This window comes from Stenotrophomonas sp. FR010 (assembly GCF_047520755.2).
Lineage (GTDB): Bacteria > Pseudomonadota > Gammaproteobacteria > Xanthomonadales > Xanthomonadaceae > Stenotrophomonas > Stenotrophomonas sepilia.
The window spans coordinates 1-22,803 of sequence record NZ_JAXBQT020000036.1 but is presented as its reverse complement, the minus strand read 5'-3'; the positions used below and the strand labels follow the sequence as shown (position 1 = coordinate 22,803).

The 22,803-nt window shown below is 67.0% G+C and carries 19 protein-coding genes; 11 read left to right on the top strand and 8 right to left on the bottom strand.

The genetic code is table 11. The annotated features are described in order from the left end of the window. Both ACM0PK_RS20820 and dnaJ read left to right on the top strand, forming a co-directional pair. A partial coding sequence (locus ACM0PK_RS20820) for an Hsp70 family protein (protein ID WP_495498543.1) occupies nt 1–873 on the top strand: 873 nt, incomplete at its 5' end. Nucleotides 874–1,027: 154 nt separating this feature from the next. After that, on the top strand, nt 1,028–2,152 hold the full coding sequence (gene dnaJ, locus ACM0PK_RS20815; RefSeq protein WP_072168303.1) for a molecular chaperone DnaJ: 1,125 nt from the start codon (nt 1,028–1,030) through the stop codon (nt 2,150–2,152). Nucleotides 2,153–2,274: 122 nt separating this feature from the next. Here the strand turns inward: dnaJ and ACM0PK_RS20810 are convergent, their stop codons facing one another. Then, the gene (locus ACM0PK_RS20810; protein WP_111202029.1) at nt 2,275–3,072 is read right to left on the bottom strand and encodes an AraC family transcriptional regulator; all 798 of its coding nucleotides are present in this window, start codon (nt 3,070–3,072) and stop codon (nt 2,275–2,277) included. A 72-nt stretch (nt 3,073–3,144) separates the two neighbouring features. On the opposite strand from ACM0PK_RS20810, the gene ACM0PK_RS20805 reads away from it, so the two are divergent. From ACM0PK_RS20805 to ACM0PK_RS20795, 3 genes are all read left to right on the top strand, one after another. Then, nucleotides 3,145–4,344, top strand: a complete 1,200-nt coding sequence (locus ACM0PK_RS20805) for an MFS transporter (protein ID WP_414607998.1) — start codon at nt 3,145–3,147, stop codon at nt 4,342–4,344. A 552-nt stretch (nt 4,345–4,896) separates the two neighbouring features. Next, nucleotides 4,897–5,805, top strand: a complete 909-nt coding sequence (gene pdxY / locus ACM0PK_RS20800) for a pyridoxal kinase (protein WP_414607999.1) — start codon at nt 4,897–4,899, stop codon at nt 5,803–5,805. Then, the gene (locus ACM0PK_RS20795) at nt 5,802–6,926 is read left to right on the top strand and encodes a prephenate dehydrogenase (protein WP_414608000.1); all 1,125 of its coding nucleotides are present in this window, start codon (nt 5,802–5,804) and stop codon (nt 6,924–6,926) included. Before pdxY ends, ACM0PK_RS20795 begins: the two co-directional genes overlap by 4 nt. Before the next feature lie 230 nt (nt 6,927–7,156). On the opposite strand, the gene ACM0PK_RS20790 is transcribed toward ACM0PK_RS20795, so the two are convergent. From ACM0PK_RS20790 to ACM0PK_RS20770, 5 genes are all read right to left on the bottom strand, one after another. Beyond that, nucleotides 7,157–7,351, bottom strand: a complete 195-nt coding sequence (locus tag ACM0PK_RS20790) for a hypothetical protein (RefSeq protein ID WP_005416191.1) — start codon at nt 7,349–7,351, stop codon at nt 7,157–7,159. 70 nt (nt 7,352–7,421) lie between these two features. Next, complete coding sequence (locus ACM0PK_RS20785; protein WP_053500873.1) at nt 7,422–9,194, bottom strand: ABC transporter transmembrane domain-containing protein; 1,773 nt, start codon at nt 9,192–9,194, stop codon at nt 7,422–7,424. Further along, a complete protein-coding gene (locus ACM0PK_RS20780; protein WP_005416193.1) occupies nt 9,187–9,783 on the bottom strand; it encodes an IMPACT family protein in 597 nt (198 codons plus the stop codon). The genes ACM0PK_RS20785 and ACM0PK_RS20780 overlap by 8 nt, the downstream gene beginning before the upstream one ends. A gap of 40 nt (nt 9,784–9,823) precedes the next feature. Further along, complete coding sequence (locus tag ACM0PK_RS20775) at nt 9,824–10,813, bottom strand: hypothetical protein (protein ID WP_414608001.1); 990 nt, start codon at nt 10,811–10,813, stop codon at nt 9,824–9,826. Beyond that, entirely contained in the window at nt 10,810–11,328 is a 519-nt protein-coding gene (locus ACM0PK_RS20770) for an RNA polymerase sigma factor (protein ID WP_229298559.1), read from the bottom strand. Before ACM0PK_RS20770 ends, ACM0PK_RS20775 begins: the two co-directional genes overlap by 4 nt. A gap of 247 nt (nt 11,329–11,575) precedes the next feature. On the opposite strand from ACM0PK_RS20770, the gene ACM0PK_RS20765 reads away from it, so the two are divergent. After that, nucleotides 11,576–14,416 carry a bifunctional diguanylate cyclase/phosphodiesterase gene (locus ACM0PK_RS20765; protein ID WP_414608002.1) on the top strand — a complete coding sequence of 947 codons (2,841 nt, stop codon included), beginning with the start codon at nt 11,576–11,578 and terminating at the stop codon, nt 14,414–14,416. A 19-nt stretch (nt 14,417–14,435) separates the two neighbouring features. Here ACM0PK_RS20765 and ACM0PK_RS20760 read toward each other — a convergent pair whose 3' ends face one another. Together ACM0PK_RS20760 and ACM0PK_RS20755 are read right to left on the bottom strand one after the other, a co-directional pair. Next, nucleotides 14,436–15,029: an LOG family protein gene (locus tag ACM0PK_RS20760; RefSeq protein ID WP_005416197.1), complete on the bottom strand. Its 594-nt coding sequence runs from the start codon at nt 15,027–15,029 to the stop codon at nt 14,436–14,438. Between the two features lie 251 nt (nt 15,030–15,280). Continuing rightward, nucleotides 15,281–16,777: an aminotransferase class III-fold pyridoxal phosphate-dependent enzyme gene (locus tag ACM0PK_RS20755; protein ID WP_414608003.1), complete on the bottom strand. Its 1,497-nt coding sequence runs from the start codon at nt 16,775–16,777 to the stop codon at nt 15,281–15,283. Nucleotides 16,778–16,987: 210 nt separating this feature from the next. Here ACM0PK_RS20755 and queA point away from each other — a divergent pair, with 210 nt between their 5' ends. The 5 genes from queA (at nt 16,988) to secF (ending at nt 22,709) form a co-directional block, all read left to right on the top strand. Then, on the top strand, nt 16,988–18,055 hold the full coding sequence (gene queA, locus ACM0PK_RS20750) for a tRNA preQ1(34) S-adenosylmethionine ribosyltransferase-isomerase QueA (protein ID WP_061477925.1): 1,068 nt from the start codon (nt 16,988–16,990) through the stop codon (nt 18,053–18,055). Nucleotides 18,056–18,184: 129 nt separating this feature from the next. Then, complete coding sequence (gene tgt / locus ACM0PK_RS20745) at nt 18,185–19,315, top strand: tRNA guanosine(34) transglycosylase Tgt (protein WP_495498542.1); 1,131 nt, start codon at nt 18,185–18,187, stop codon at nt 19,313–19,315. A gap of 134 nt (nt 19,316–19,449) precedes the next feature. Then, on the top strand, nt 19,450–19,794 hold the full coding sequence (gene yajC, locus ACM0PK_RS20740) for a preprotein translocase subunit YajC (RefSeq protein WP_005416201.1): 345 nt from the start codon (nt 19,450–19,452) through the stop codon (nt 19,792–19,794). Nucleotides 19,795–19,855: 61 nt separating this feature from the next. Next, entirely contained in the window at nt 19,856–21,712 is a 1,857-nt protein-coding gene (gene secD, locus ACM0PK_RS20735; RefSeq protein WP_072168294.1) for a protein translocase subunit SecD, read from the top strand. 16 nt (nt 21,713–21,728) lie between these two features. After that, nucleotides 21,729–22,709 carry a protein translocase subunit SecF gene (gene secF, locus ACM0PK_RS20730; RefSeq protein WP_049413603.1) on the top strand — a complete coding sequence of 327 codons (981 nt, stop codon included), beginning with the start codon at nt 21,729–21,731 and terminating at the stop codon, nt 22,707–22,709. Nucleotides 22,710–22,803 lie beyond the last annotated feature (94 nt).

Below are 22,803 nucleotides of genomic sequence, written 5' to 3'. Positions count from 1 at the left end.
GTGCAGCAGGCGGTGACCGAGTTCTTCGGCAAGGAACCGCGCAAGGACGTCAACCCGGACGAAGCCGTGGCACTGGGTGCGGCGATCCAGGGCGGCGTGCTGGGCGGCGACGTCAAGGACGTGCTGCTGCTGGACGTGACCCCGCTGTCGCTGGGTATCGAAACCATGGGTGGCGTGTTCACCAAGATCATCGAGAAGAACACCACCATCCCGACCAAGGCCTCGCAGGTGTTCTCCACCGCCGAGGACAACCAGTCGGCCGTGACCGTGCACGTGCTGCAGGGTGAGCGCGAACAGGCCCGCTTCAACAAGTCGCTGGCCAAGTTCGACCTGTCCGGCATCGAGCCGGCCCCGCGTGGCCTGCCGCAGGTGGAAGTGTCCTTCGACATCGACGCCAACGGCATCCTGCACGTGTCGGCCAAGGACAAGAAGACCAACAAGGAACAGAAGGTCGAGATCAAGGCCGGTTCGGGCCTGTCCGAGGAAGAGATCGCGCGCATGGTTGCCGACGCGGAAGCCAACCGCGAGGAAGACAAGAAGTTCCAGGAACTGGTGCAGGCCCGCAACCAGGCCGACGCCCTGATCCACGGCACCCGCAGCGCCATCACCGAGCACGGCAGCAAGGTCGGCGGGGATGTCATCGGCAAGGTCGAGGCGGCGCTGGCCGACCTGGAAACCGCGATGAAGGGCGACGACAAGGCACAGATCGAAGCCAAGTCGAAGGCACTGGAAGAAGCTGGCCAGTCGCTGTTCGCCGCTGCTTCGGCCGACCAGGGCGGTGCCCCGGGTGCCGACGCCGGCAATGCCGGCAAGGCGCAGGATGACGTGGTCGACGCTGAGTTCACCGAAGTCAAGGACGACAAGAAGTCCTGATCCGGACCGACGCGGGACGCTGGCCACCAGCGTCCCGTTGTCGCATCAGGGTCCTGACCGCCCACCGGCGTGTCGGGGCGCCCGACGCAAGAGCGGACCTGGTTCCGCTCTTCCGCTTTGACGAATCCCGACTTTCCGGAACCCGATTCTCGATATGAGCAAGCGCGATTACTACGAAGTGCTGGGCGTTGCCCGCACCGCCACCGACGACGAGCTGAAGAAGGCCTACCGTCGCTGCGCGATGAAGTTCCACCCGGACCGCAACCCGGGTGATGCGGCGGCCGAGGCCTCCTTCAAGGAGTGCAAGGAAGCCTACGAAGTGCTGTCCGACGGCAACAAGCGCCGCATGTACGACAGCCACGGCCACGCCGCGTTCGAGCACGGCATGGGCGGCGGCGGCCCGGGCGGCCCGGACATGAACGATATCTTCGGCGATATCTTCGGCAACATCTTTGGCGGGGGCGGCGGTGGCCCGCGCCAGGCCCGTCGCGGCGCCGATATCGGCTACGTGATGGAGCTGGACCTGGAAGAAGCCGTGCGCGGCGTCGAGCGCCGGATCGAGATTCCGACCCTGGCCGAGTGCGGCGACTGCGATGGCAGTGGCTCCGAGGACGGCAAGGTCGAGACCTGCAATGTGTGCCATGGCCGCGGCCAGGTGCGCATCCAGCGCGGCATCTTCGCCATGCAGCAGGCCTGCCACAACTGCGGCGGCCGAGGCCAGATCATCGCCAAGCCCTGCAAGACCTGCCACGGCAACGGCCGCGTCGAGGAAGACAAGGTGCTGTCGGTGAAGGTGCCGGCGGGCGTCGATACCGGTGACCGCATCCGCCTGCAGGGCGAGGGTGAAGCCGGGCCGGCCGGTACGCCGCCGGGCGACCTGTACGTGGAAGTGCGCGTGCGCGAGCATGCGATCTTCCAGCGCGATGGCGACGACCTGCACTGCGAAGTGCCAATCCGCATCTCGCAGGCGGCACTGGGTGACACCGTGCGCGTGGCTACCCTCGGCGGCGAAGCAGAGATCCGCATTCCGGCCGAGACCCAGACTGGCAAGCTGTTCCGCCTGCGCGGCAAGGGTGTGCGTTCGGTGCGCAGCCGCAGCGAAGGCGACCTGTATTGCCGCGTGGTGGTGGAGACTCCGGTCAACCTCACCACTGAACAGCGCAAGCTGCTGGAGCAGTTCGAAGCCACCTTCGTCGGCGAGGAAGCGCGCAAGCATTCGCCGAAGTCGGCCACCTTCATCGACGGCGTGAAAGGCTTCTGGGACCGGATGACGTCCTGAGTTTTTCAACCGAAGCGTTGAGCGGAAGCGCCGGGCCATGCCCGGCGTTCTCGTTTGCGATCCGCGATGGTTTCCGCCGGGCATGCGCCGCGATGGTGGATCCACGCCATGCGTGGATGCCGTTACCGGAAAAACGCCGCAGGTGTCTGCCCCAGCTGGCGCTTGAACATGCTGGTGAACGCGCTGGGGCTGTCGTAGCCCGTCGCCAGCGCGACATCGATGACCTTGTCGCCGACCGCCAGCCGTTCCATCGCGGCCAGCAGCCGTGCCTGCTGCCGCCACTGCCCGAAGGTCATGCCCAGCTCGTTGGCGAAATGCCGCTGGATGGTTTTCACGTCCACCTCCAGCGCCTGCGCCCAGTCCTGCAGCGTGGCGTCATCGCCCGGGTGCTTCTGCAGGTGCAGGCAGATCCGCTGCAGGCGCGGGTCGGTTGGCGCGGGCAGGTGCAACGGCAGCACGTCCATGCGGTGCAGCTCATCCAGCAGCAGGCGGACCACGCGGCCATCGCGGCTGTCCTCGATGTGCTCGCCCTTGACCAGCGTGGCGGCCTGCAGCAGCTCGCGCAGCAGGGGCGAGACCTGCACCGCGAACGGTTCGGCCGGCAGGTGCGGGGCGAACGACGGGTCGATGTACAGGCTGCGCATGTGCACGGCGGCGATGCAGTCCACCGCGTGCACCATGCCGGCCGGCATCCAGATCGCGCGGTTCGAGGGCACCACCCAGCGGCCGACTTCCGAGCGCACAACCATCAGGCCGGAGATGGCGTAGACCAGCTGGTGGCGCTGGTGCTTGTGCCCGGGAATGTGGGTGCCCACCGGGTACTGGGTGACCCGATAGGTGACCGGACGGTGCACTGGAACCTCCCGCCAGGGCGCGGCCGGATCGACGTCGCCGGCGATGTCCTTTTTGCGATAGGGCATGACCTGAACGCGGCAGAAGGGAGGGAAGGGCAACCGTAGCATGCGGGGCTCGCCCCCAACCTGACTGCGTCCATGTCGACCCTGGCTTCTCCCGCAACGACCTCACGCCCGGCGGCCCCCGGCGTGCTGGCCGCCATTTCCACCTCGCACGTCGTCAACGACATGATGCAGTCGCTGATCCTGGCCATCTATCCGGTGATCAAGGGTGGCTTCAGTCTCAGCTTCACCCAGATCGGCCTGATCACGTTGACCTATCAGCTCACTGCGTCGATCTTCCAGCCGTTGATCGGTGTAGCCACCGACCGCCGCCCGGCACCGTATTCGCTACCGATCGGCATGGCCTCGACCTTGTGCGGCATGCTGCTGCTCGGCTTCGCACCGAACTACGCGATGGTGCTGCTGGCAGCGGCAATGGTCGGCATCGGCTCGGCGATCTTCCATCCGGAGGCCTCGCGCATCGCGCGGCTCGCCTCGGGCGGCCGTCATGGCTTCGCGCAGTCGGTGTTCCAGGTGGGGGGCAATTTCGGTACCGCGTTGGGCCCCCTGATTGCGGCGGCAGTGATCGTGCCGTACGGCCAGCATGCCGCGTCGTGGTTCGCAGGCGCGGCCCTGATCGGCATCGCATTGCTGACCTATGTTGGCCGCTGGTACGCGTTGCATCTGGGCACGCCGCGCCCGGCCAGTACCGCCTCGATGGCGCCGCGCCATCCACCACGCACGGTGGCCAAGGTGCTGGCGATCCTGCTGGTGCTGATCTTCAGCAAGTACTTCTACATGGCCAGCATCGGCAGCTACTTCACCTTCTACCTGATCCACCATTTCGGCATTCCGGTGGCTCAGGCGCAGCTGCACCTGTTCGCGTTCCTGGTGGCGTCCGCCGCTGGCGGCTTCCTCGGTGGCCCGTTGGGTGACCGGATCGGCCGCAAGCCGATCATCTGGACCTCGATCCTGGGCGTGGCCCCGTTCGCGCTGATGCTGCCGCATGCGGATCTGTTCTGGACCACGGTACTGGCCGTGCTGATCGGTTTCGTGTTGTCGTCGGCGTTCTCGGCGATCGTGGTGTATGCGCAGGAGATGATGCCGCACCGCATCGGCATGGTGTCCGGCCTGTTCTTCGGTTTCGCGTTCGGTATGGGCGGGCTGGGTGCCGCCGTGCTCGGCCTGCTGGCGGACAGGACCAGCATTGAGTACGTCTACCAGCTGACCGCGTTCCTGCCGCTACTCGGCATCGTGGCGGCGTGGCTGCCGCCGTCGCGGCCTGCTGCTCACTGAGGGGTTTGGGTTTGCAGGGCTTGCAGCCCTGCACCTGCAGAGGCAACGGCAACAGCCGAAGCGCGCTATCCGTGGGGTGGCGGGGTGGGTCCGGTGGCGGGGGCCGCTGCAAGTACGTCCATGTAAGCTCGGTCGCCGCATCCATGCGGCTCACGCCCCCGCCACCGGACCCACCCCGCCTTCGACGGTTTTCCGCGATCTGTTGGAACAGCGTCCGGCACTGGTAGGTGTCGACCTTGGTCGACACGGTAGATCCATGCCATGCGTGGATGAATTCATTCGATATCTGACAGATGTGTCGACCAAGGTCGACACCCACCAACAGCCGCATGAATCTGTCGAAGGCGGGGCACTGTGGGTTTGCGGGGTGTGAGCCGCATGGATGCGGCGACCAAGCCCCCATGGACGGGTTTACGGCGTCCCCGCAAACCCACAGTGCCCCGCCATCCCACGGAATGCCGCTCTGGCTTTGGCTCTTGCCGTTGCCGTTGCATTGAGCAGGTGCAGGGCTGCAAGCCCTGCCGAACACTCCACCGGGCGTAGAATGCGGCCATGAGCGAATCCCTTGATAACCACATGGTCCACGGCCGCCGCCAGCGGCCGGATGGCCCGTCGCCGATCGATGTCATCTCGGTCCAGTCGCAACTTGTCTACGGCCACGCCGGCAACAGCGCCGCCGTACCGCCGATGCGCGCGCTGGGCGTGCGCGTGGCGGAAATCCCGACCGTGCTGCTGAGCAATGCGCCTTTCTACGACACCACGCGTGGCCGCGTGCTGCCCGCTGACTGGTTCGCCGACCTGCTGCTGGGCAGCCACGAGCGTGGCCTGCCACAACGGGCGAAGATGCTGGTCTCCGGCTACTTCGGCAGCACCGCCAACGGCGCCGCCTTCGCCGACTGGCTGGACGGGATCCTGCCGGCCTGCCCGCAGCTGCGCTATTGCCTGGACCCGGTGATTGGCGATACGCACACCGGCCCCTACGTGGAACCCGGGCTGGAAGCGATCTTCGCCGAGCGCCTGTTGCCGCATGCCTGGCTGGTGACGCCGAACGCTTTCGAACTGAATCGCCTGACCGGCATGCCGGCGTTGGCCGAGGCCGATGCCATCGCCGCCGCGCGCACGCTGCTGGATCGCGGCCCGCATTGGGTGATCGCGCACAGCGTGGGCGGCACCCCGGGTGAACTGGTGACCTTGGCCGTCGGCCGCGAGGAAACCTGGCGCTGGACCTCGCCGCTGCTGCCGGTGGACGTGGCGGGTACCGGCGATGTGCTGATGTCGCTGGTGGTGTCGTTCCTGCTGCGCGGCGAATCGATGCAGCAGGCGATTTCGCGTGCGATTGCCGGCACCCATGCGGCGCTGGAGGCGACCCTGGACAACGGCTTCGAGGAATTCGACGTGGTCGCCGCCGCGCCGGCGGCGCTGGCCGAAGGCACGCGCTTCCGCGCCGAACGCGTGGCATGAGCGGCCTGGACCCACGCACGCCGCGCACGGTCGGCATCATCGGCAGCGCTGGCGCCTACGGGCGCTGGCTGACCCACTTCTTCCAGCAGCAGCTGCAGTTGCAGGTGATCGGCCACGATCCGGCCGACACAGGTTCGCACACGCCGGAACACCTGCTGGCGCAGGCCGATGTGCTGGTGTTCTCGGCACCGATCCGGCACACCCCGGCGTTGATCGCCGAGTACGTGCGGCAATCGGCGGGCCGCGAGCAGGGCAGGCTGTGGCTGGATGTGACCTCGGTAAAGGAGGCGCCGGTGCAGGCGATGCTGGCGTCGCGGGCCGAAGTGGTCGGCCTGCACCCGATGACCGCGCCGCCGAAGGCGCCGACCCTGAAGGGCAGGGTGATGGTGGTCTGCGAAGCGCGGCTGCAGCTTTGGCAGGCGTGGGTCGATACGCTGTGCGCCGCGCTGCAGGCCGAGTGCGTGCGGGCCACGCCGCAGCACCACGACCAGATGATGGCGCTGGTGCAGGCGATGGTGCATGCCACCCATCTGGCCCAGGCCGGCGTGTTGCGCCAGTATCAGCCGCAGCTGGGCGATCTGGCTGCGATGATGCCGTACCGTTCGGCATCGTTCGAGCTGGATACGGCGATCATTTCGCGCATCCTGTCGCTCAACCCGGCGATCTACGAAGACATCCAGTTCGGCAACCCGTACGTGGCGCCGATGCTGGAGCGGCTGGTGGGCCAGCTGCAGGCATTGCAGGCGCAGGTCGTGCAGGGTGACGACGGTGCACGTGGTGCATTCCGCGAGCAGCTGCTGTCGGCCAATCGCACTGCCTTCGGCGAGCAGGCGCTGGCGGACGGCAACTACACGTTCGAACGCGTGGGCTATCTGCTGGCTGACCTGACCGAGCGCAACGCGCTGTCGGTGCACCTGCCGGAAGATCGGCCCGGCTCGCTGCGCGAGCTGCTGAACGTGTTCGAGCAGCATCGTATCAGCCTGGCTTCGATCCATTCCTCGCGCACGCCAGGCGGCGAAGTCCATTTCCGAATCGGATTCATCGCCGGCAGTGATCCGGCCGCGATCACCCGGGCGGCCGCGGAAGTGGACGCCAGCGGCATCGGGCGGGTGCTCGGCTGACCACATTCATCCACAGGCGGTGTGGATGGATCCTGAGCAAACGTGTGGATAACCTAGCTCAGGCCTTGGCAGAAAAGGCTGTCAAGATGGTTGGTCAAAAATTGATCACGCATTTTGTAGCGTCGAGCCATGCCCGACCGCCCTTGGCAAAAAGCGTGTCGACCAAGGTCGACACCTACCAGAGCGGGGCGATACGAAATCCGGTAGCGCCGGGCCATGCCCGGCGAACCTCAGATCGTCAACCGCAGTTCACCACCACTGGTGGTGAACTCACGCCCATTGCGCACCAGCTGGCGCCCGTCATCCAGCTCATAGCGCGGCGTGGCTTCGGAGTGGTGCCCGCTGCCATTTGCCTCGGGCTTGAATTCGATGATGATGTGGCTTTCGCCATTACTGTCCACGGCGGGGAACTGACGGAACGACATCGCGTACCTCCTTCAGCGGATACTGCGGGTGCGCGGCCAGCTTGGTCTTGCCGATGTTAGCCGGCCGTCATCAATCGATGAACTGCAGTCGGGCCAGTTCAGCGTACAGTCCGCCTTCGGCCAGCAGCTGCGCATGGGTACCTTCGGCGACGATGCGGCCCTGGTCCATCACCACGATGCGGTCGGCCTTGAGCACGGTGGCCAGGCGGTGGGCGATGACCAGCGTGGTGCGACCGGCCATCAGCCGCTCAAGTGCCTGCTGCACGCCATGCTCGCTCTGCGCATCCAGTGCGCTGGTGGCCTCATCGAGCAGCAGGATCGGCGCATCCTTCAGCAACGCGCGGGCGATCGCCACGCGCTGCTGCTGGCCACCGGACAGGCGTGCGCCGCGCTCGCCCAATTCACTGTCGTAGCCTTGCGGCAATGCCCGCAGGAAGCCATCGGCCTCTGCTGCACGTGCGGCGTCCTCGACCTCGGCGTCGCTGGCCTGCAGCCTGCCGTAGCGGATGTTGTCGCGTGCACTGGCTGCGAACAGCGTCGGCTGCTGGGGTACCAGTGCCAGCTGCGCGCGCAGCTCGGCCGGATCGACCTGGCGCACGTCGATGCCATCCACGCAGATGCGGCCGCTGGCCGGATCGTGGAAGCGCAGCAGCATCGACAGCACCGTGCTCTTGCCTGCGCCCGACGGGCCGACCAGGGCCACGGTCTCACCCGGGCGGACATGCAGGTTGAAGTGGTCCAGCGCGGCCTGGTCCGGGCGCTGCGGGTAGTGGAACACCACGTCGTCGAACTGGATTTCGCCGCGTAGCGGTTGCGGCAGTGCGTGCGGCTGCGCCGGCGCACGGATCTCGATGTCTTCCTGCAGCAGCTCGCCGATACGGCCCATGCCACCGGCCGCACGCTGCAGCTCGTTCCACACTTCGGCCAGGGCGCCCACCGAGCCGCCGCCGATCAGCGCGTACAACACGAACTGGCCCAGCGTGCCGGCACTGAGGCGGCCGTCGATGACATCGTGCGCGCCCAGCCACAGCACGCCAACGATGGCGCCAAACACCAACAGGATGGCACTGGCGGTAACCAGCGATTGCGCACCGATGCGCCGGCGTGCGGCACCGATGGCATCGCCCAGCGCCTTGTCAAAGCGCCCGCGCTCATAGGGCTCGCGCGCATGCGCCTGCACCGTGCGCACGGCGCCCAGCGTCTCGCTGGCCAGGCTGTTGGCATCGGCGATGCGGTCCTGGCTGCTGCGCGCAACCGTGCGCAGCTTGCGCGCGCCGACGATGATCGGCAGCACCGCCAGCGGGATGCCGAGCAGTGACCACGCGGCCAGCCGCGGGCTGGTGACGAACAGCATCGCCAGGCTGCCGACCACGGTTACGCTGCTGCGCAGGGCGACCGACATGGTCGAGCCGACCACGCTGCGCAGCAGTTCGCTGTCGGCGGTCAGGCGCGAGACCAGTTCGCCGCTGCGGCTGCGGTCGTGGAAACCGGCGCCGAGCTGGATCAGGTGTGCATACAGGCGGCTGCGCAGGTCGGCGACGACCTTCTCGCCCAGCAGCGACACGAAGAAGAACCGTGCGGCCGTCGCCAGTGCCAGCACCACCGCCACCAGCATCAGCAGGGCGAAGGCACGGTTGATCTGGCCACCGCTGGTGAAGCCGTGGTCGATCATCTGCTTCACGGCGGGGGGCAGGCTCAGCGTGGCGGCCGAAGAGACCGCCAGGGCCAGCAGCCAGGCGGTGAACAACCCGCTGTGGCGGCGCACGAACGGCCACAACGTCCGCAGGCTGCCAAGGCGGCGCAGCGGCGGGGTCGAGGCAGGGGCGTCGTCCTTGTCAGTCATCCTGGTTGTCGTCTTGTATGCGGATACGGTCACGGGTGGCGTCGCGCAGGCGGATTTTCAATGCATCGACCTGATCGGCCGGCAATTCGGCCCGCAGGCACACGCCGTTGGCATCGAACTGTTCATCGAGTTTCCCGGCGCCGAAGGCGGGCAGGGTGGCGTGCAGGATGCCCAGGTCCTCGAAGCCGGCCAGCAGCTGCAGCCGGGCCATCGCCACCAGGGGCAGGCGGGGGGCGGTGCGCAGGCACTCGGCGGCAGCGCCACCGTAGGCGCGCACCAGTCCACCGGCGCCCAGCTTGATGCCGCCGAACCAGCGCGTCACCACCACCATCACACGGTCGAAACCCTGGCCATCGATTGCCGCCAGGATCGGTCGTCCGGCCGTTCCAGCGGGCTCGCCATCATCGCTGGAGCGGTAGTCCTGGCCGTACCGGTAGGCCCAGCAGTTGTGGGTCGCGTCGGCTGCTGCAACCTGCTGCAGGATCGCCATGGCCGCTGCGGCGCTGTCGATCGGCGCAGCATGGGCGATGAAACGACTGTGTTTGACTTCCAGCGTGTGGCTGACAGGCTGGGCGAGGGTATCGAGCATTCCCGTCATTCTACGGGGTCGCCGGAGGTCACGTTCTGCTTCAGTCGTCCAGTAACGGGCGCAGGTCGCGCGGCAGGCGGGCTTCCGGATACTGCTGCACGTAGCGCTCCAGGCTGGCGCGGGCCAGATCGCGCTGGCCGTCGTCGCGTCGCGCGCGGATCTTCTGCAGCCACTGCCGGCGCGGCAGTCGCGCGTCGGCGTCCACCTCGGCCTGCACGGCATCCGCGCTCAGGCCCGCGTCGCTGCCGCGGCGCATGATGCCCGGTGCGGAACGGCTGGGCGCCTCACGCTTCATCGAGGTGATCTCCACCCGATCCAGCGCCTGCGTCCGCTCGGCCTCGGCGGCATTGGCTGCCGGTGCCGCGGCCGTGCGTGCTTTCATTGCCCCGGACGCTGCTGGCGCGAATGCCGGTGCGGGTGCCGAGTAGGCGGCCGGTGCAGGTGGCGCTGGCGGTGCTGCAGCCGGAGCGGGCGGGAGCGCCGCAAAGGAGGTGTCGGCGGCCGCATCCGCGGCCATGGACCGTGCAGTCTGGGCCGGCGCTTCAGCGGTCTTGGCCGGCGCAGGCTTGTGCGCACGCGCGATGGCCGGTGCCGGGGCAGCGGAAACAGGGGCGGACTCGGGTGCTGCCGGAGCAGCGGCTGGTTCCGCAACCGCCACTGCGCTGTCGGCTGAACCACTTCCAGCGGCCTGATCGGCAGCTGCGACGTCTTCTGCCGCAGCCGGTGCTGCGGCAACAGCAGTCTCGCCCGCCGGAACCGGTGGCGGTTCAGGACGCAGCTGCCAGGCGATGCCGATGGCGAACACCATCGAAGCGGCGATGCCGAACACCGCTGGCCAACGCGGGCCTGTGCGCTGCTTGCGCGGCGCCTCGGGAGAGGCAGCATCATCGGTACCCGGAGCGTCAACCGCGGCACGCGCCGCGGCCAGGATGGCGGCGTCCAGTGCGGCCGGTGGTGCCTGCTCGGCGCGACGGCCGAGCAGCCGGGCCAGCTCGCGTTCTTCCGGCGTCAGCGGTTCGTCTCGGTTCATGCGTTCAATCCCGCACGCAGCTTGTCCATCGCATAGCGCAGCCGCGATTTCACGGTTTCCCGGCCTACGCCGGTGATCTGGCCGATCTCCTCCAGGCTCAGTTCCTGATCCAGCCGCAGTTGCAGCACTTCGCGCTGCTCGGGCGGCAATTGCTCCATCGCCAGCTGGATGCGGCGACGTTGTTCGAATTCGGAAAGCTCGGCTTCCGGGGTCTGCCCGTCCTCGATCGCGGCCAGGCGCAGGTCGGCGTCGGCCGGCGCGGCAGGGCGATGGCGGGCGGCGCGCCAATGGTCGTTCAGGCGGTTGTGGGCGATGCGGAACAGCCAGGTGCTGAACGCTGCTTCGGGCTGCCACCCGGCACGGGCGCTGATCACCCGCTGCCAAACGTCCTGGAAGATCTCCTCGGCCAGCGCGTTGTCGCGCAGTTGGCGCAGCAGGAAACCGAACAGTCGCTTGCGATGGCGCGCATACAGGCTTTCGAACGCGTGCAGGTCGCCGCCGGCCCAGGCCAGCATCAAGGCTTCATCGGTTGGCAGTGCGCTGGCTTCCACGGCGTACAGGGTAAGGCCTGCAGGCGATGGCGCATAGCCGGTGGCAGGGGCGGGCAGGGCGAGGGTCATGGCTCGGAAGGGGCTGCGGACGGCAGGAAAAACGTACGGGCGCACGATTCGGGGTTTACGGGCTTCCATTGCCCCCCGGGTGGCGCGCTATGCTCGTCGGCTCAGGGGAGGCGACGCATCGACGGCGCCAAGAGATTGTCATTTGTCCACGCATGCTGAACCGGCGGAAGAGCCACCACACGAGGCCGTGCTGAGCACGGCGCTGGTGCGCGCGTTGCATGCGCTTTTGCCGGAAACGGCCTTGGTCCGCGTCGGCTGGGACGACCCGCAGCTCGGGCGTGGTCAGGGCGGGTGGCCGGCCGACGGGGCGGCAGGCGCGTTCACTGCGCCGGGCATCGGCGAGGGCTGCCATGGCTGGGAACATGACGGTGCACGCCTGCAGCTGTCGGTGGAAGGCGCCGTGCCTTCCGCGGCGTGGTGGGGGCTGGCCCGTCAGGCCATGGAACTGGCACTGCAGCGTGGCCGCCAGGCCGGGCAGATCAAGGCGCTGGAAGAAGCTGAACGGTTGCAGCAGGCGCTGTTCCAGATCGCCGATCTGGCCGGCGCCGATCTGGAAATGTCGGAGATGCTGCGTCACGTGCACGGCGTGCTCGGCACGCTGATGTATGCCGAGAACTGCTACATCGTTGAATACGATGATGTGCGTGACCAGATCCGCTTCCTGTACTTCGCCGACCAGGTCGACGATTTCGTCGCCGACCCGACGCAGAGCCATGACGCCGCCGAGATGCCGCGCAGCTTGACCGTCGCGCTGCTGCGCCATGGCAAGCCGCTCAGCGGACCCTCGCGCGAACTGCTGGCGCGCGTGGTCGAGCAGGAGCACGACCCGCAGCGTGGCCCCGAAAGCCTGGACTGGCTGGGTGTGCCGATGCTGCGCGATGGCCGGGTATGCGGCGCGATCGTGGTGCAGAGCTATGAGCTGGCGGCCCGTTATGGCGAGGCCGAGCGGGCGTTGCTGGGCTTTGTCGCGCAGCACGTGCAGACTGCGATGGATCGGCGCCAGGCGCAGGTCCGGCTGGAGCAACAGGTGGAGCGGCGTACGCTGGAACTGCAGCGCGCCAACCACAGCCTGCAGGATGAAGTGGCGGAGCGCCGGCGCGCCGAGCAACTGCAGACCGCGCTGTACAACATTGCCGAAATGGCGATGTCGGCCGACAGCCTGGCCCAGTTCTACGGGCAGGTGCATGGCGTGGTCGGGCGCCTGCTCGATGCGCGCAACTTCTATATCGCGCTGGTGAACGGAAGCGGCAACGGCCTGGACTTCGTCTACTCGGTGGACGAGCACAATGCCAGCCGTGCACCTCGTCCGTTCAGTCGCGGCCTGACCGAATACGTGGTGCGCAACCGGCGGCCCCTGCTGGCCTCACGCGCCCAGATCGATGCGCTGCTGGCCAGTGGCGAGGTGCGTGAATCCGGCGCGCGCTCGCATTGCTGGCTGGGCGTGCCGCTGCTGCGCGATGACGAGGTGGTCGGTGCGATCGTGGTGCAGAGTTACAGCGAGAACAGTACGTTCAGCGTGCACGATCAGCGGCTGTTGACGTTCGTTGCGCAGAACATCGGAACCGGGTTGGCGCGCCAGCGCGACCAGCAACGGCTGCGTTTGGCGCATGCCGAACTGGAAAAGCGCGTGGAGGAACGCACGCGTGAGCTGGCCGAGGTCAACGAGAAGCTGCTCGGCCAGATCGGCGAGCGCCTGCGGGCCGAGCAACGCCTGACCCATCAGGCCATGCACGATGCGCTGACCGGCCTGCCCAACCGGCTGCACCTGCTCGATCGCCTGCAGGATGCGCTGGCGCTGGCCAAGCGCGAGGGTGGGCCGGTGTTCGCCGTGCTGTTCCTCGACCTGGATCGCTTCAAGCTGGTCAACGACAGCATCGGCCACGCCGCGGGTGACCGCATGCTGGTGGAGGTGGCCAAGCGCATCGTATCGATGGCCGGCGCCGATGACGTGGTGGCACGGCTGGGCGGTGATGAATTCGCGGTGCTGCTGCAATGCCCGCAGGGCCTGGCACAGGCGCTGGATTTCGGCCAGCGCTTGTTGCTGGCATTGCAGGAATCGATATGGATCGCCGGCCGCGAGTTGTTCCCGTCCGGCAGCCTGGGCATCGCGTTGTGGAATCCGCGCTACCGTACCGGCGAGGAACTGCTGCGTGATGCGGATGCGGCGATGTACCGGGCCAAGGCACAGGGCCATGACCGCTGTGCGATCTTCGACGAGGACATGCGTGAACAGGCCATGCGCAGCCTCGACCTGGAAGCCGATCTGCGCCGCGCGATCAACAACCGTGATTTCGTTCCGTTCTTCCAACCGATCGTGCGCTTGTCCGATGGCGAAGTGGTGGGACATGAGGCATTGCTCCGCTGGCAGCACGAGCGTCGTGGCCTGCTGTTGCCCGGCGCGTTCCTGGAGCTGGGAGAGGAAAGTGGCCTGATCGAACAGGTCGACTGGCTGATCTACGAGCAGGTCATCGCGCGCCTGGCCGAAGGTGGGCAGAGCTATGTCTCGGTGAACGTTTCGCCGCGCCATTTCCGCTCGGCCGAGTTCAGCGACCGCCTGTTCGGCCTGCTCGACGCGTGTGGCGCCGATCCGCGCCGGCTGCGGCTGGAGATTACCGAGGTCGCGCTGCTGGACGATGCGCCGCACACGCTGCGCATCCTGCAGGGCCTGCGCGAGCGTGGCATCCAGGTGCAGCTGGACGACTTTGGTACCGGCTTCTCTGCGCTGTCCTACCTGCACCGATTCCCGATCAGTACATTGAAGATCGACCAGAGTTTCATCGCCGGCCTGCACGGGCCGGAAGTGCAGAGCACGCGCGCGCTGGTCGAAGGCGTGCTGTCACTGGCCCGCACCCTGGGCATCGAAACCATTGGCGAAGGCATCGAGACCGAGGCGCAGCGGCAGACACTGCGCGAACTCGGTTGCGACTATGGCCAAGGCTACCTGCTGGGCCGTCCCGCACCGTGGGCGCGGACGCTGGCGTGAGCCACCGCGACGGTTCACTTCAGCGCAGAGCCGAGCGACGTTTCTCGTCGATCCACTTCGAGGCCTGGGCCGGCTGGTAGTTCTGCATCCACACCAGCATTTCCTCGATGTCCGAGCCGTACCAGAGGTCCTGGCGCTGGTCCGGATGCAGGAAACGCTCTTCCACCATGCGGTCGATCATGCCGATCAGCGGCGCGTAGAAACCTTCCACATCGAGGAACGCGCACGGCTTGTTGCCGATGCCCAGCTGGCGCCAGGTCAGCATCTCGAAGATCTCTTCCATGGTGCCGAAGCCACCGGGCAGGGCAACGAAGCCATCGGCGAGGTCGAACATGCGCGACTTGCGCTCATGCATCGAGCCGACGATCTCCAGTTCTGTCAGGCCGCGGTGGGCCACTTCCCAGTCGGCCAGCTGGCGCGGGATCACGCCGGTCACCTCGCCGCCAGCGGCGAGCACGGCGTTGGCCACGGTGCCCATCAGGCCAACGTTGCCGCCGCCATACACCAGGCGCAGGCCATCGCGGGCGATGCGATCACCCAGGGCAATGGCGCGTTCGGTGTAGGCCGGCTTGCTGCCAGCGTTGGAACCACAGTACACACAGATCGATTTCATGGATCTTCTGTCTCTTGACCGGAAACGAAAACGCCCCGTCACCGACCGCAAGGCGGTCAGAGACGGGGTGTCCTTGGATTATGAGCCCTTCTGTAGAGCCGAGCCATGCTCGGCTGCTCTTCGTTCAGATCGCGGCAAAGGCCAGCCGAGCATGGGCTATGCCGGTCGTCCTGGCCGGCACCCTTCGGGCCGTCGCCAGCGACGTTGGCAGCGGCTCCTGCCGCTGCCTTCGGCTCTACGCAAGCGGCGGCTTACGCCGCCGCAGCCTGCTCGCGGCGCGGGCCTTCACGCAGGGCGCGGCCGACCATGCCCACCAGCAGGTCCAGCTCCTGGCTGTCCATGCCGAAGTGCGGGGTGAAGCGCAGCGAGTTCTCACCACCGTGAATCACGTTGATGCCGTGCTGGCGCAGCCATTCCTCGGTGGAGTTGGCGCCGTAACACTTGAACTGCGGGGCCAGCTCGCACGAGAACAGCAGCCCGGTGCCCTGCACCTTGGTGATCAGGCCACCCAGCTCGCTCTTGAGCTGTTCCAGCTTGCGCACGGCCTCGGCACCGCGCTCGGCGATGTTGGCGCGCACCTGCGGGGTCAGCTGCGCCAGGGTGGCGCAGGCCACGTCCAGCGCACGCGGGTTGCTGGTCATGGTGTTGCCGTAGATGCCCTTGCGGTACAGCTGCGCGGCATGCTCGGTCACCGCCAGCACCGACAGCGGGTACTGCGCGGCATTGAGCGCCTTGGAATAGGTCTCCATGTCCGGCGGGTCAAGGCCTTCAAAGCCCGGGTAATCGACCACCGACAGCACGCCATGCGCGCGCAGGCCGGCCTGGATCGAGTCGAGCAGCAGCAGGCTGCCGTGTGCACGGGTCAGCTCACGGGCAACGGCATAGAACGACGGCGGCACCGAACGGCCCGGGTCACCTTCGCCCATCACCGGTTCGAGGAACACCGCTTCGATGAACCACTGGTTGCGTGCGGCATCCTCGAACACCTTGCGCAGGCCGGCCTCGTCGTAAGGCGCCACGGTGATCACCGAGTCCTCGCCGCGGTAGCTGGCCAGGTGCTGCATGTAGCTCTTGCGACTGGAATCCGAATAGAGGGCAGGGCGGTCGGTACGGCCATGGAAGCTGCCCTTGACCACCACGCGCTTGATCGCAGCGCCGGCGTGACGTGCGCCAGGATCGGTCTGCAGCTTGGCGTTGACGTCGGCGATGCGCGCGGCCAGGCCAACGGCTTCGGAGCCGGAATTCAGGCACATGAAACGGGCGAACGGGCAGCCGCCACGGCGGTGGCCGATCTCGGCACGCAGGCCGGTGATGAAGCGCTGCTGCGACAGGCTGGGGGTCATGATGTTGGCCATCACCTGTGGGCGCGCCATGGCTTCCAGCACGGCGTCCGGGGTGTGCCCGAAGCCGAGCATGCCGTAGCCGCCGGCGTCGTACAGCACGGCGCCCTTCAGGGTGACCACCCACGGGCCGCGCGCGACCAGCGCCACGTAGGGGGTCACCGCGTCATCGGCATAGAAATTGACGAATCCGTCCTGCATCGCGTCGATCTGTGCCTGTTCGTCCTGCGCCAGCAGCGGCCCCAGGTCGGCCTGCACGCGCGCGAACTCCTCGGCGGCGGCGTCCACTGCGGCGATCAGCTGCGGGTGGTTGGCGGACAGGGCGGTCAGGGTGGCATCGTCCAGGCCGGTGGTGAGGCGGGTGCCGGGCTGGTTGCGCAGGGGGGCGAGGCGTTCGATGAAGCTCATTGCAGATCTCCTGAAACAATGGGTCGCACGGGCCATCAAAAGCAAAACGCGCGTCATCACGCGCGCTTGGGGCAGGCTCGTGCAGCGGACTTCCGGTTCGATGCTAGCACTTGTTTTTTTGCGCGATAACCCCGCAGAAACCTGCTGCATAGCAGCATTTTGCGCGACGTTCGCCGCGAAGTGCGCCGGCTCGCAGACGCTGGACGTACAATGCGCGCCATTGTCGACCTGTTGCCGCCCACCGCCTTGAAGAAGTCCGATTTCCATTACGACCTGCCGGCTGAACTGATCGCGCAGGCTCCCCTGGCCGAACGTTCCGCCAGCCGCCTGCTGCTGGTACCGCCGGCGCCCGGTGCCTTCACCGACCTGCAGGTGCGCGACCTGCCGTCACTGCTGCAGCCGGGCGACCTGCTGGTGTTCAATGACACCCGGGTGATTCCGGCGCGCCTGTTCGGGCAGAAGGCCAGCGGCGGCCGCGTGGAGATCCTGATCGAGCGCCTGCTCGGCGCTCAGCAGGCGCGTGCGCAGGTCGGCGCCAGCAAGTCGCCGAAGGCCGGCAGCCGCATCGCGCTGGATGCCGGTGGCGAAGCCGAGGTGCTGGGCCGCGATGGCGAGTTCTACGTGCTGCAGTTCCATGTGCCGGAATCGCTGGAACAGTGGCTGCTGCATGCCGGCCGCCTGCCGTTGCCGCCCTACATCCAGCGCGAGCCGGGCGTGGACGACCGCGAGCGCTACCAGACCGTGTTCGCGCGCGAGGTAGGCGCGGTGGCGGCACCGACCGCCGGCCTGCATTTCGACGAACCGCTGCTGGCGGCGCTGAAGGACAAGGGCGTGGAGTTCGGCCACGTCACCCTGCACGTGGGCGCGGGCACCTTCCAGCCGGTACGCGCCGATGACCTGAAGGACCACGTGATGCACCGCGAGTGGCTGAACGTCGGCGCCGAACTGGTGCAGCAGGTGCGGCGCACGCGCGCCGCCGGCGGCCGGGTGATCGGCGTCGGCACCACCGTGGTGCGCGCGCTGGAAAGCGCGATGCGCGATGGCGAACTGCTGCCGTTCGCCGGCGAGACCCAGATCTTCATCACCCCGGGCTACCGCATCCGCAGCGTCGACGCGATGGTGACCAATTTCCACCTGCCCGAAAGCACGCTGCTGATGATGATTTCGGCGTTTGCAGGCAAGGACCGCGTGTTCGAGGCCTACCAGCACGCGATCGAGCAGCGCTACCGCTTCTTCAGCTACGGCGACGCGATGCTGCTGTTCCCGCAGGCGGGCTGAGCGGGCAGGGCGCCTTGGGAGGTCAGAGCGCCTGGGAAGCCGGGGTACTTATGGGTGCGTGGGTGCGCACCTTGGTGCGTACGTCTTCTTGGGAGACAATAGACAACTATTTGCCCGAATGACCGCTCCATGTCCCGACTGCAGTTCCAGCTCCAGACCCGCGACGGCCGTGCCCGCCGTGGCCGCCTGACCTTCCCGCGTGGCACGGTGGAAACGCCGGCCTTCATGCCGGTGGGGACCTATGGCTCGGTCAAGGGCATCCTGCCGGACCAGGTGCGGGCGCTGGGCGCCGAGATCATCCTCGGCAACACCTTCCACCTGTACCTGCGCCCGGGCCTGGACATCATCGCCGACCACGGCGGGCTGCACGGCTTCTGCCGCTGGGATGGCCCGATCCTGACCGACTCCGGTGGTTTCCAGGTGTTCTCGCTGGCCCATCGACGCAAGATCACCGAGCAGGGCGTGACCTTTGCCTCGCCCACCGACGGCGCCCGCGTGTTCCTCGGTCCGGAGGAGAGCATGAAGATCCAGAAGGTGCTCGATTCGGACATCGTGATGATCTTTGACGAGTGCACCCCGTACCCGGCCACCGAAGACGTTGCCCGCCGTTCCATGGAGCTGAGCCTGCGCTGGGCCCACCGCAGCCGCAACGCGCATGACGAGCTGGGCAACGACGCGGCCTTGTTCGGCATCGTCCAGGGGGGCGTGCACACCGACCTGCGCAGCCGCTCGGCCGACGCCCTGCAGGCGATCGGCTTCGACGGCTACGCCATCGGCGGCCTGGCCGTGGGCGAGCCGGAGCAGGAGCGCAATGCCATGCTCGACCACCTGGATCCGGAGCTGCCGGGCGACCGGCCGCGTTACCTGATGGGCGTGGGCCGGCCGGAGGACCTGGTCGAAGGCGTGGCGCGCGGCGTGGACATGTTCGACTGCGTGATGCCGACCCGTAATGCGCGCAACGGCCACTATTTCACCTCGTTCGGCACCGTTCGCATCCGCAATTCCCAGTACGCGCGGGACATGGACCCGATCGAGCCGGGCTGCGGCTGCGTGGCCTGCACCGGCGGTTACACCAGGTCCTACCTGCGCCACCTGGACCGCTGCAACGAGATGCTGGCGCCGATGCTGGGCACCCTGCACAACCTGTTCTATTACGAAAAGCTCATGGCCGACATCCGTGCCGCGATCGAGGCGGGAACCTTCCTGGCCTTCCGCGAGTCCTTCTACGCGGCACGCGGAGCGGTGGCCCCGCCGCTGTAACCCCGACGCCCCCCTGCCGAACGGCCCAAGGACGAACGCCCGGGGCCGTGGCATACTTCAAGGCTGACCCAGATCCGCGGTCGACACCCCCGCCCCTCAAGGGACGGGAGCGCCGCCCAACCAAAGGACCAACGATGAACCTGCTTGCTTTCCTGATTCCCGCCGCCCACGCCCAGGCCGCCGGCGGCCAACCGCAGGGCATGGGCCTGACCACGCTGCTGTTCCCGATCATCCTGATCGCCATCATGTACTTCCTGATGATCCGCCCGCAGATGAAGCGGCAGAAGGAGCACAAGGCCATGCTGGAGAAGATCAAGCGCGGCGATGAAGTGCTGACCAACGGCGGCATCGCCGGCAAGGTCACCGACATTGGCGACCACTTCATCACCGTCGAAGTGGCCGACAACGTGCGCATCCGCGTGCAGAAGGGCGCTGTCGGCAGCGTGCTGCCGACCGGCACCCTGGATTCGGCCAAGTAAGCCACTCCCTTTCCGAAGCACAACCGCGGCGCCGGGGATGGCGCCGCGCGGGACCCAAGCAATGCTCGAATTTCCACGCTGGAAGTACGTCGTCATCCTGATCGTACTGGCGCTCAGCGCGCTGTACGCGCTGCCCAACATCTACCAGAAGGACCCGGCCATCCAGATCACCGCCAACCGTGGCGGGCAGATCGACGATGCGCTGCGCGACCGTGTGCTGGCCGACCTGAAAAAGGCCGGCATCGCCACCATCGGTGCCGAAAAGGAAGGGGAAAGCCTGATCGTCCGCCTGTCGGACCTGAAGTCGCAGTCCGCTGCCAGCGACGTCCTGCGTGACACCGTCGGCGAGAAGTACACCGTGGCGCTGAACCTGGCTTCGACCGTGCCGGACTGGCTGGCCAACCTCGGCGGTCGCCCGATGGTGCTGGGCCTGGACCTGCAGGGCGGCGTGCATTTCGTGCTGCAGGTCGACCAGAAGGCTGCCCTCGACAAGCGCCTGGATGCCTATACCGAAGACGTGCGCAGCACCCTGCGTGACGCGCGCATCGCCTACCAGTCGGTGGAACGCCGCGCCGATAACAGCATCGTGGCCAACCTGAGCCCATCCGCCGGCGATGACGCCGCGCAGCGCGCCCGCGCCGCGCTGGTCAAGGCGCAGCCGACCCTCGGCTATGACGTCAGCGGCAACCGCATCACGGTCACCGTGCCGGAGACCGAGATCACGCAGATCGCCAACGGCGCCATCGAGCAGAACATCAACACCCTGCGCAACCGCGTGAACCAGCTCGGCGTGGCCGAGCCGATCATCCAGCGCCAGGGTGCCGACCGTGTGGTCGTGCAGCTGCCGGGCGTGCAGGACACCGCCGAAGCCAAGCGCATGATCGGTGCCACCGCCACCCTGGAGTACCGTGCGGTGGTTGAAGGCAATGCGCAGGACGCCATCAACTCCGGCCGCATTCCGCCGGAAGCGAAGGTCTACCAGCAGCGTGACGGCCGCGGCCCGATCCTGCTGAACAAGCGCGTGATCGTCACCGGCGACCAGATGGTCGGTGCGCAGGCGGTGACCGATTCGAACAGCGGCTCGCCGGCCGTCAGCGTGACGCTGAACAACGTCGGTGGCCAGCGCATGTTCGACTTCACCAGCGCCAACGTGAACAAGCCGATGGCGGTGGTCTACACCGAGCGCGTGCCGACCGTAACCGTCGTCGACGGCCAGGAAGTGCGTGGCTTCAAGGTCAACGAGGAAGTGATCTCGGTGGCCAACATCAACGGCGTGTTCGGCAAGAACTTCCAGACCACCGGCCTGCAGAAGAAGGAAGCCGAAGACCTGGCCAAGCTGCTGAAGTCGGGTTCGCTGGCTGCGCCGATGGACTTCGTCGAGGAGCGCGTGGTCGGCCCGAGCCTCGGCGCCGAGAACGTCAAGAACGGCATGCGCGCGGTGGTGTTCGCGTTCCTGTTCACCCTGGTGTTCTTCAGCGTGTACTACCGCATGTTCGGTGTGATCACCTCGGCAGCGATGCTTTTCAACCTGCTGATCGTAGTGGCGGTGATGTCGCTGTTCGGTGCCACCATGACCCTGCCGGGCTTTGCCGGCCTGGCATTGTCGGTCGGCCTGTCGGTGGACGCCAACGTGCTGATCAACGAGCGTATCCGTGAAGAGCTGCGAGCCGGCGTGCCGGGCAAGACGGCGATCGTGACCGGTTACGAGCGTGCCTCGGGCACCATCCTCGACGCCAACCTGACCGGCCTGATCGTCGGCGTGGCGCTGTTTGCATTCGGTACCGGTCCGCTGAAGGGCTTCGCGCTGACCATGATCATCGGTATTTTCGCCTCCATGTTCACCGCGATCACCGTGTCGCGTGCGCTGGCGACGCTGATCTACGGCCGCCGCAAGAAGCTCCAGAACGTGGCCATCTGACGGGACGACACGCACAATGAAACTGTTTCCGCTGCACATCCTCCCGAACGACACCAAGATCGACTTCATGCGCTGGCGCCATGTCGCCATGGCAGTCACCATCGTGGTGTTCCTGGCCTCGGTCGCCATCATCGGCATCAAAGGCTTCAACTACGCACTGGACTTCACCGGCGGCACCCTGATCGAAGCCCGCTTCGACAAGGCGGTGGATGTTGAGCAGGTCCGCACCAAGCTCGAGCAGAGTGGCTTCGAAGGCGCCCAGGTGCAGAGCGTCGGCGGCAACACCGACCTGCTGATCCGCCTGGCCCCGCACGGCGAGCATGCTCCGGGTACCGGCGATGCCGCCCACGAGGACAAGGCCACGGCCGCTGCCGTGGTGAAGGCGTTGTCCACTGCCGACAATCAGGCCACCGTGCTCCGCAACGAGTTCGTGGGCCCGCAGATCGGCAAGGACCTGGCGATGAATGGCCTGTATGCCACCATCTTCATGCTGGCCGGCTTCCTGATCTACATCGCGGTGCGCTTCGAGTGGAAGTTCGCGGTCACCGCCAGCATCGTGGCGATGTTCGACCTGATCGTGACGGTCGCTTACGTGTCCCTGCTGGGCCGTGAGTTCGACCTGACCGTGCTGGCCGGCCTGCTGTCGGTGATGGGCTTTGCGATCAACGACATCATCGTGGTTTTCGACCGCGTCCGTGAGAACTTCCGCAGCCTGCGCGTGGATTCGATGGAAGTGCTGAACCGTTCGATCAACCAGACGCTGTCGCGTACGGTGATCACTGCGGTGATGTTCTTCCTGTCCGCGCTTGCCCTGTACCTGTACGGCGGCAGCTCGATGGAAGGCCTGGCCGAGACGCATATGATCGGTGCGGTGATCGTGGTGCTGTCCTCGATCCTGGTGGCGGTGCCGATGCTGACGATTGGTGTCCTGCGCGTGAGCAAGCAGGACCTGCTGCCGAAGGCGAAGGACGTCGAGGCCTTGGCCCGTCGCCCATAAGCGTTCGCGCTGCACGCAACCCACAGAGAACCCCGCGCAAGCGGGGTTTTTTGTTTGCAGGGCTTGCAGCCCTGCACCCGCGGTAGTGGGGGGC

Excerpts from the sequence above, each read along its gene's own strand:
- ACM0PK_RS20795 (WP_414608000.1), top strand. The coding sequence starts at position 5,802 with ATGAGCGGCCTGGACCCACGCACGCCGCGCACGGTCGGCATCATCGGC.
- ACM0PK_RS20760 (WP_005416197.1), bottom strand. The coding sequence starts at position 15,029 with ATGAAATCGATCTGTGTGTACTGTGGTTCCAACGCTGGCAGCAAGCCG.
- ACM0PK_RS20775 (WP_414608001.1), bottom strand. The coding sequence starts at position 10,813 with ATGAACCGAGACGAACCGCTGACGCCGGAAGAACGCGAGCTGGCCCGG.
- ACM0PK_RS20805 (WP_414607998.1), top strand. The coding sequence starts at position 3,145 with ATGTCGACCCTGGCTTCTCCCGCAACGACCTCACGCCCGGCGGCCCCC.
- ACM0PK_RS20780 (WP_005416193.1), bottom strand. The coding sequence starts at position 9,783 with ATGCTCGATACCCTCGCCCAGCCTGTCAGCCACACGCTGGAAGTCAAA.
- pdxY (WP_414607999.1), top strand. The coding sequence starts at position 4,897 with ATGAGCGAATCCCTTGATAACCACATGGTCCACGGCCGCCGCCAGCGG.
- tgt (WP_495498542.1), top strand. The coding sequence starts at position 18,185 with ATGTCCCGACTGCAGTTCCAGCTCCAGACCCGCGACGGCCGTGCCCGC.
- ACM0PK_RS20785 (WP_053500873.1), bottom strand. The coding sequence starts at position 9,194 with ATGACTGACAAGGACGACGCCCCTGCCTCGACCCCGCCGCTGCGCCGC.
- ACM0PK_RS20790 (WP_005416191.1), bottom strand. The coding sequence starts at position 7,351 with ATGTCGTTCCGTCAGTTCCCCGCCGTGGACAGTAATGGCGAAAGCCAC.
- secF (WP_049413603.1), top strand. The coding sequence starts at position 21,729 with ATGAAACTGTTTCCGCTGCACATCCTCCCGAACGACACCAAGATCGAC.
- queA (WP_061477925.1), top strand. The coding sequence starts at position 16,988 with ATGCGCGCCATTGTCGACCTGTTGCCGCCCACCGCCTTGAAGAAGTCC.
- secD (WP_072168294.1), top strand. The coding sequence starts at position 19,856 with ATGCTCGAATTTCCACGCTGGAAGTACGTCGTCATCCTGATCGTACTG.
- dnaJ (WP_072168303.1), top strand. The coding sequence starts at position 1,028 with ATGAGCAAGCGCGATTACTACGAAGTGCTGGGCGTTGCCCGCACCGCC.
- ACM0PK_RS20755 (WP_414608003.1), bottom strand. The coding sequence starts at position 16,777 with ATGAGCTTCATCGAACGCCTCGCCCCCCTGCGCAACCAGCCCGGCACC.
- ACM0PK_RS20810 (WP_111202029.1), bottom strand. The coding sequence starts at position 3,072 with ATGCCCTATCGCAAAAAGGACATCGCCGGCGACGTCGATCCGGCCGCG.
- ACM0PK_RS20770 (WP_229298559.1), bottom strand. The coding sequence starts at position 11,328 with ATGCTGGCCTGGGCCGGCGGCGACCTGCACGCGTTCGAAAGCCTGTAT.
- yajC (WP_005416201.1), top strand. The coding sequence starts at position 19,450 with ATGAACCTGCTTGCTTTCCTGATTCCCGCCGCCCACGCCCAGGCCGCC.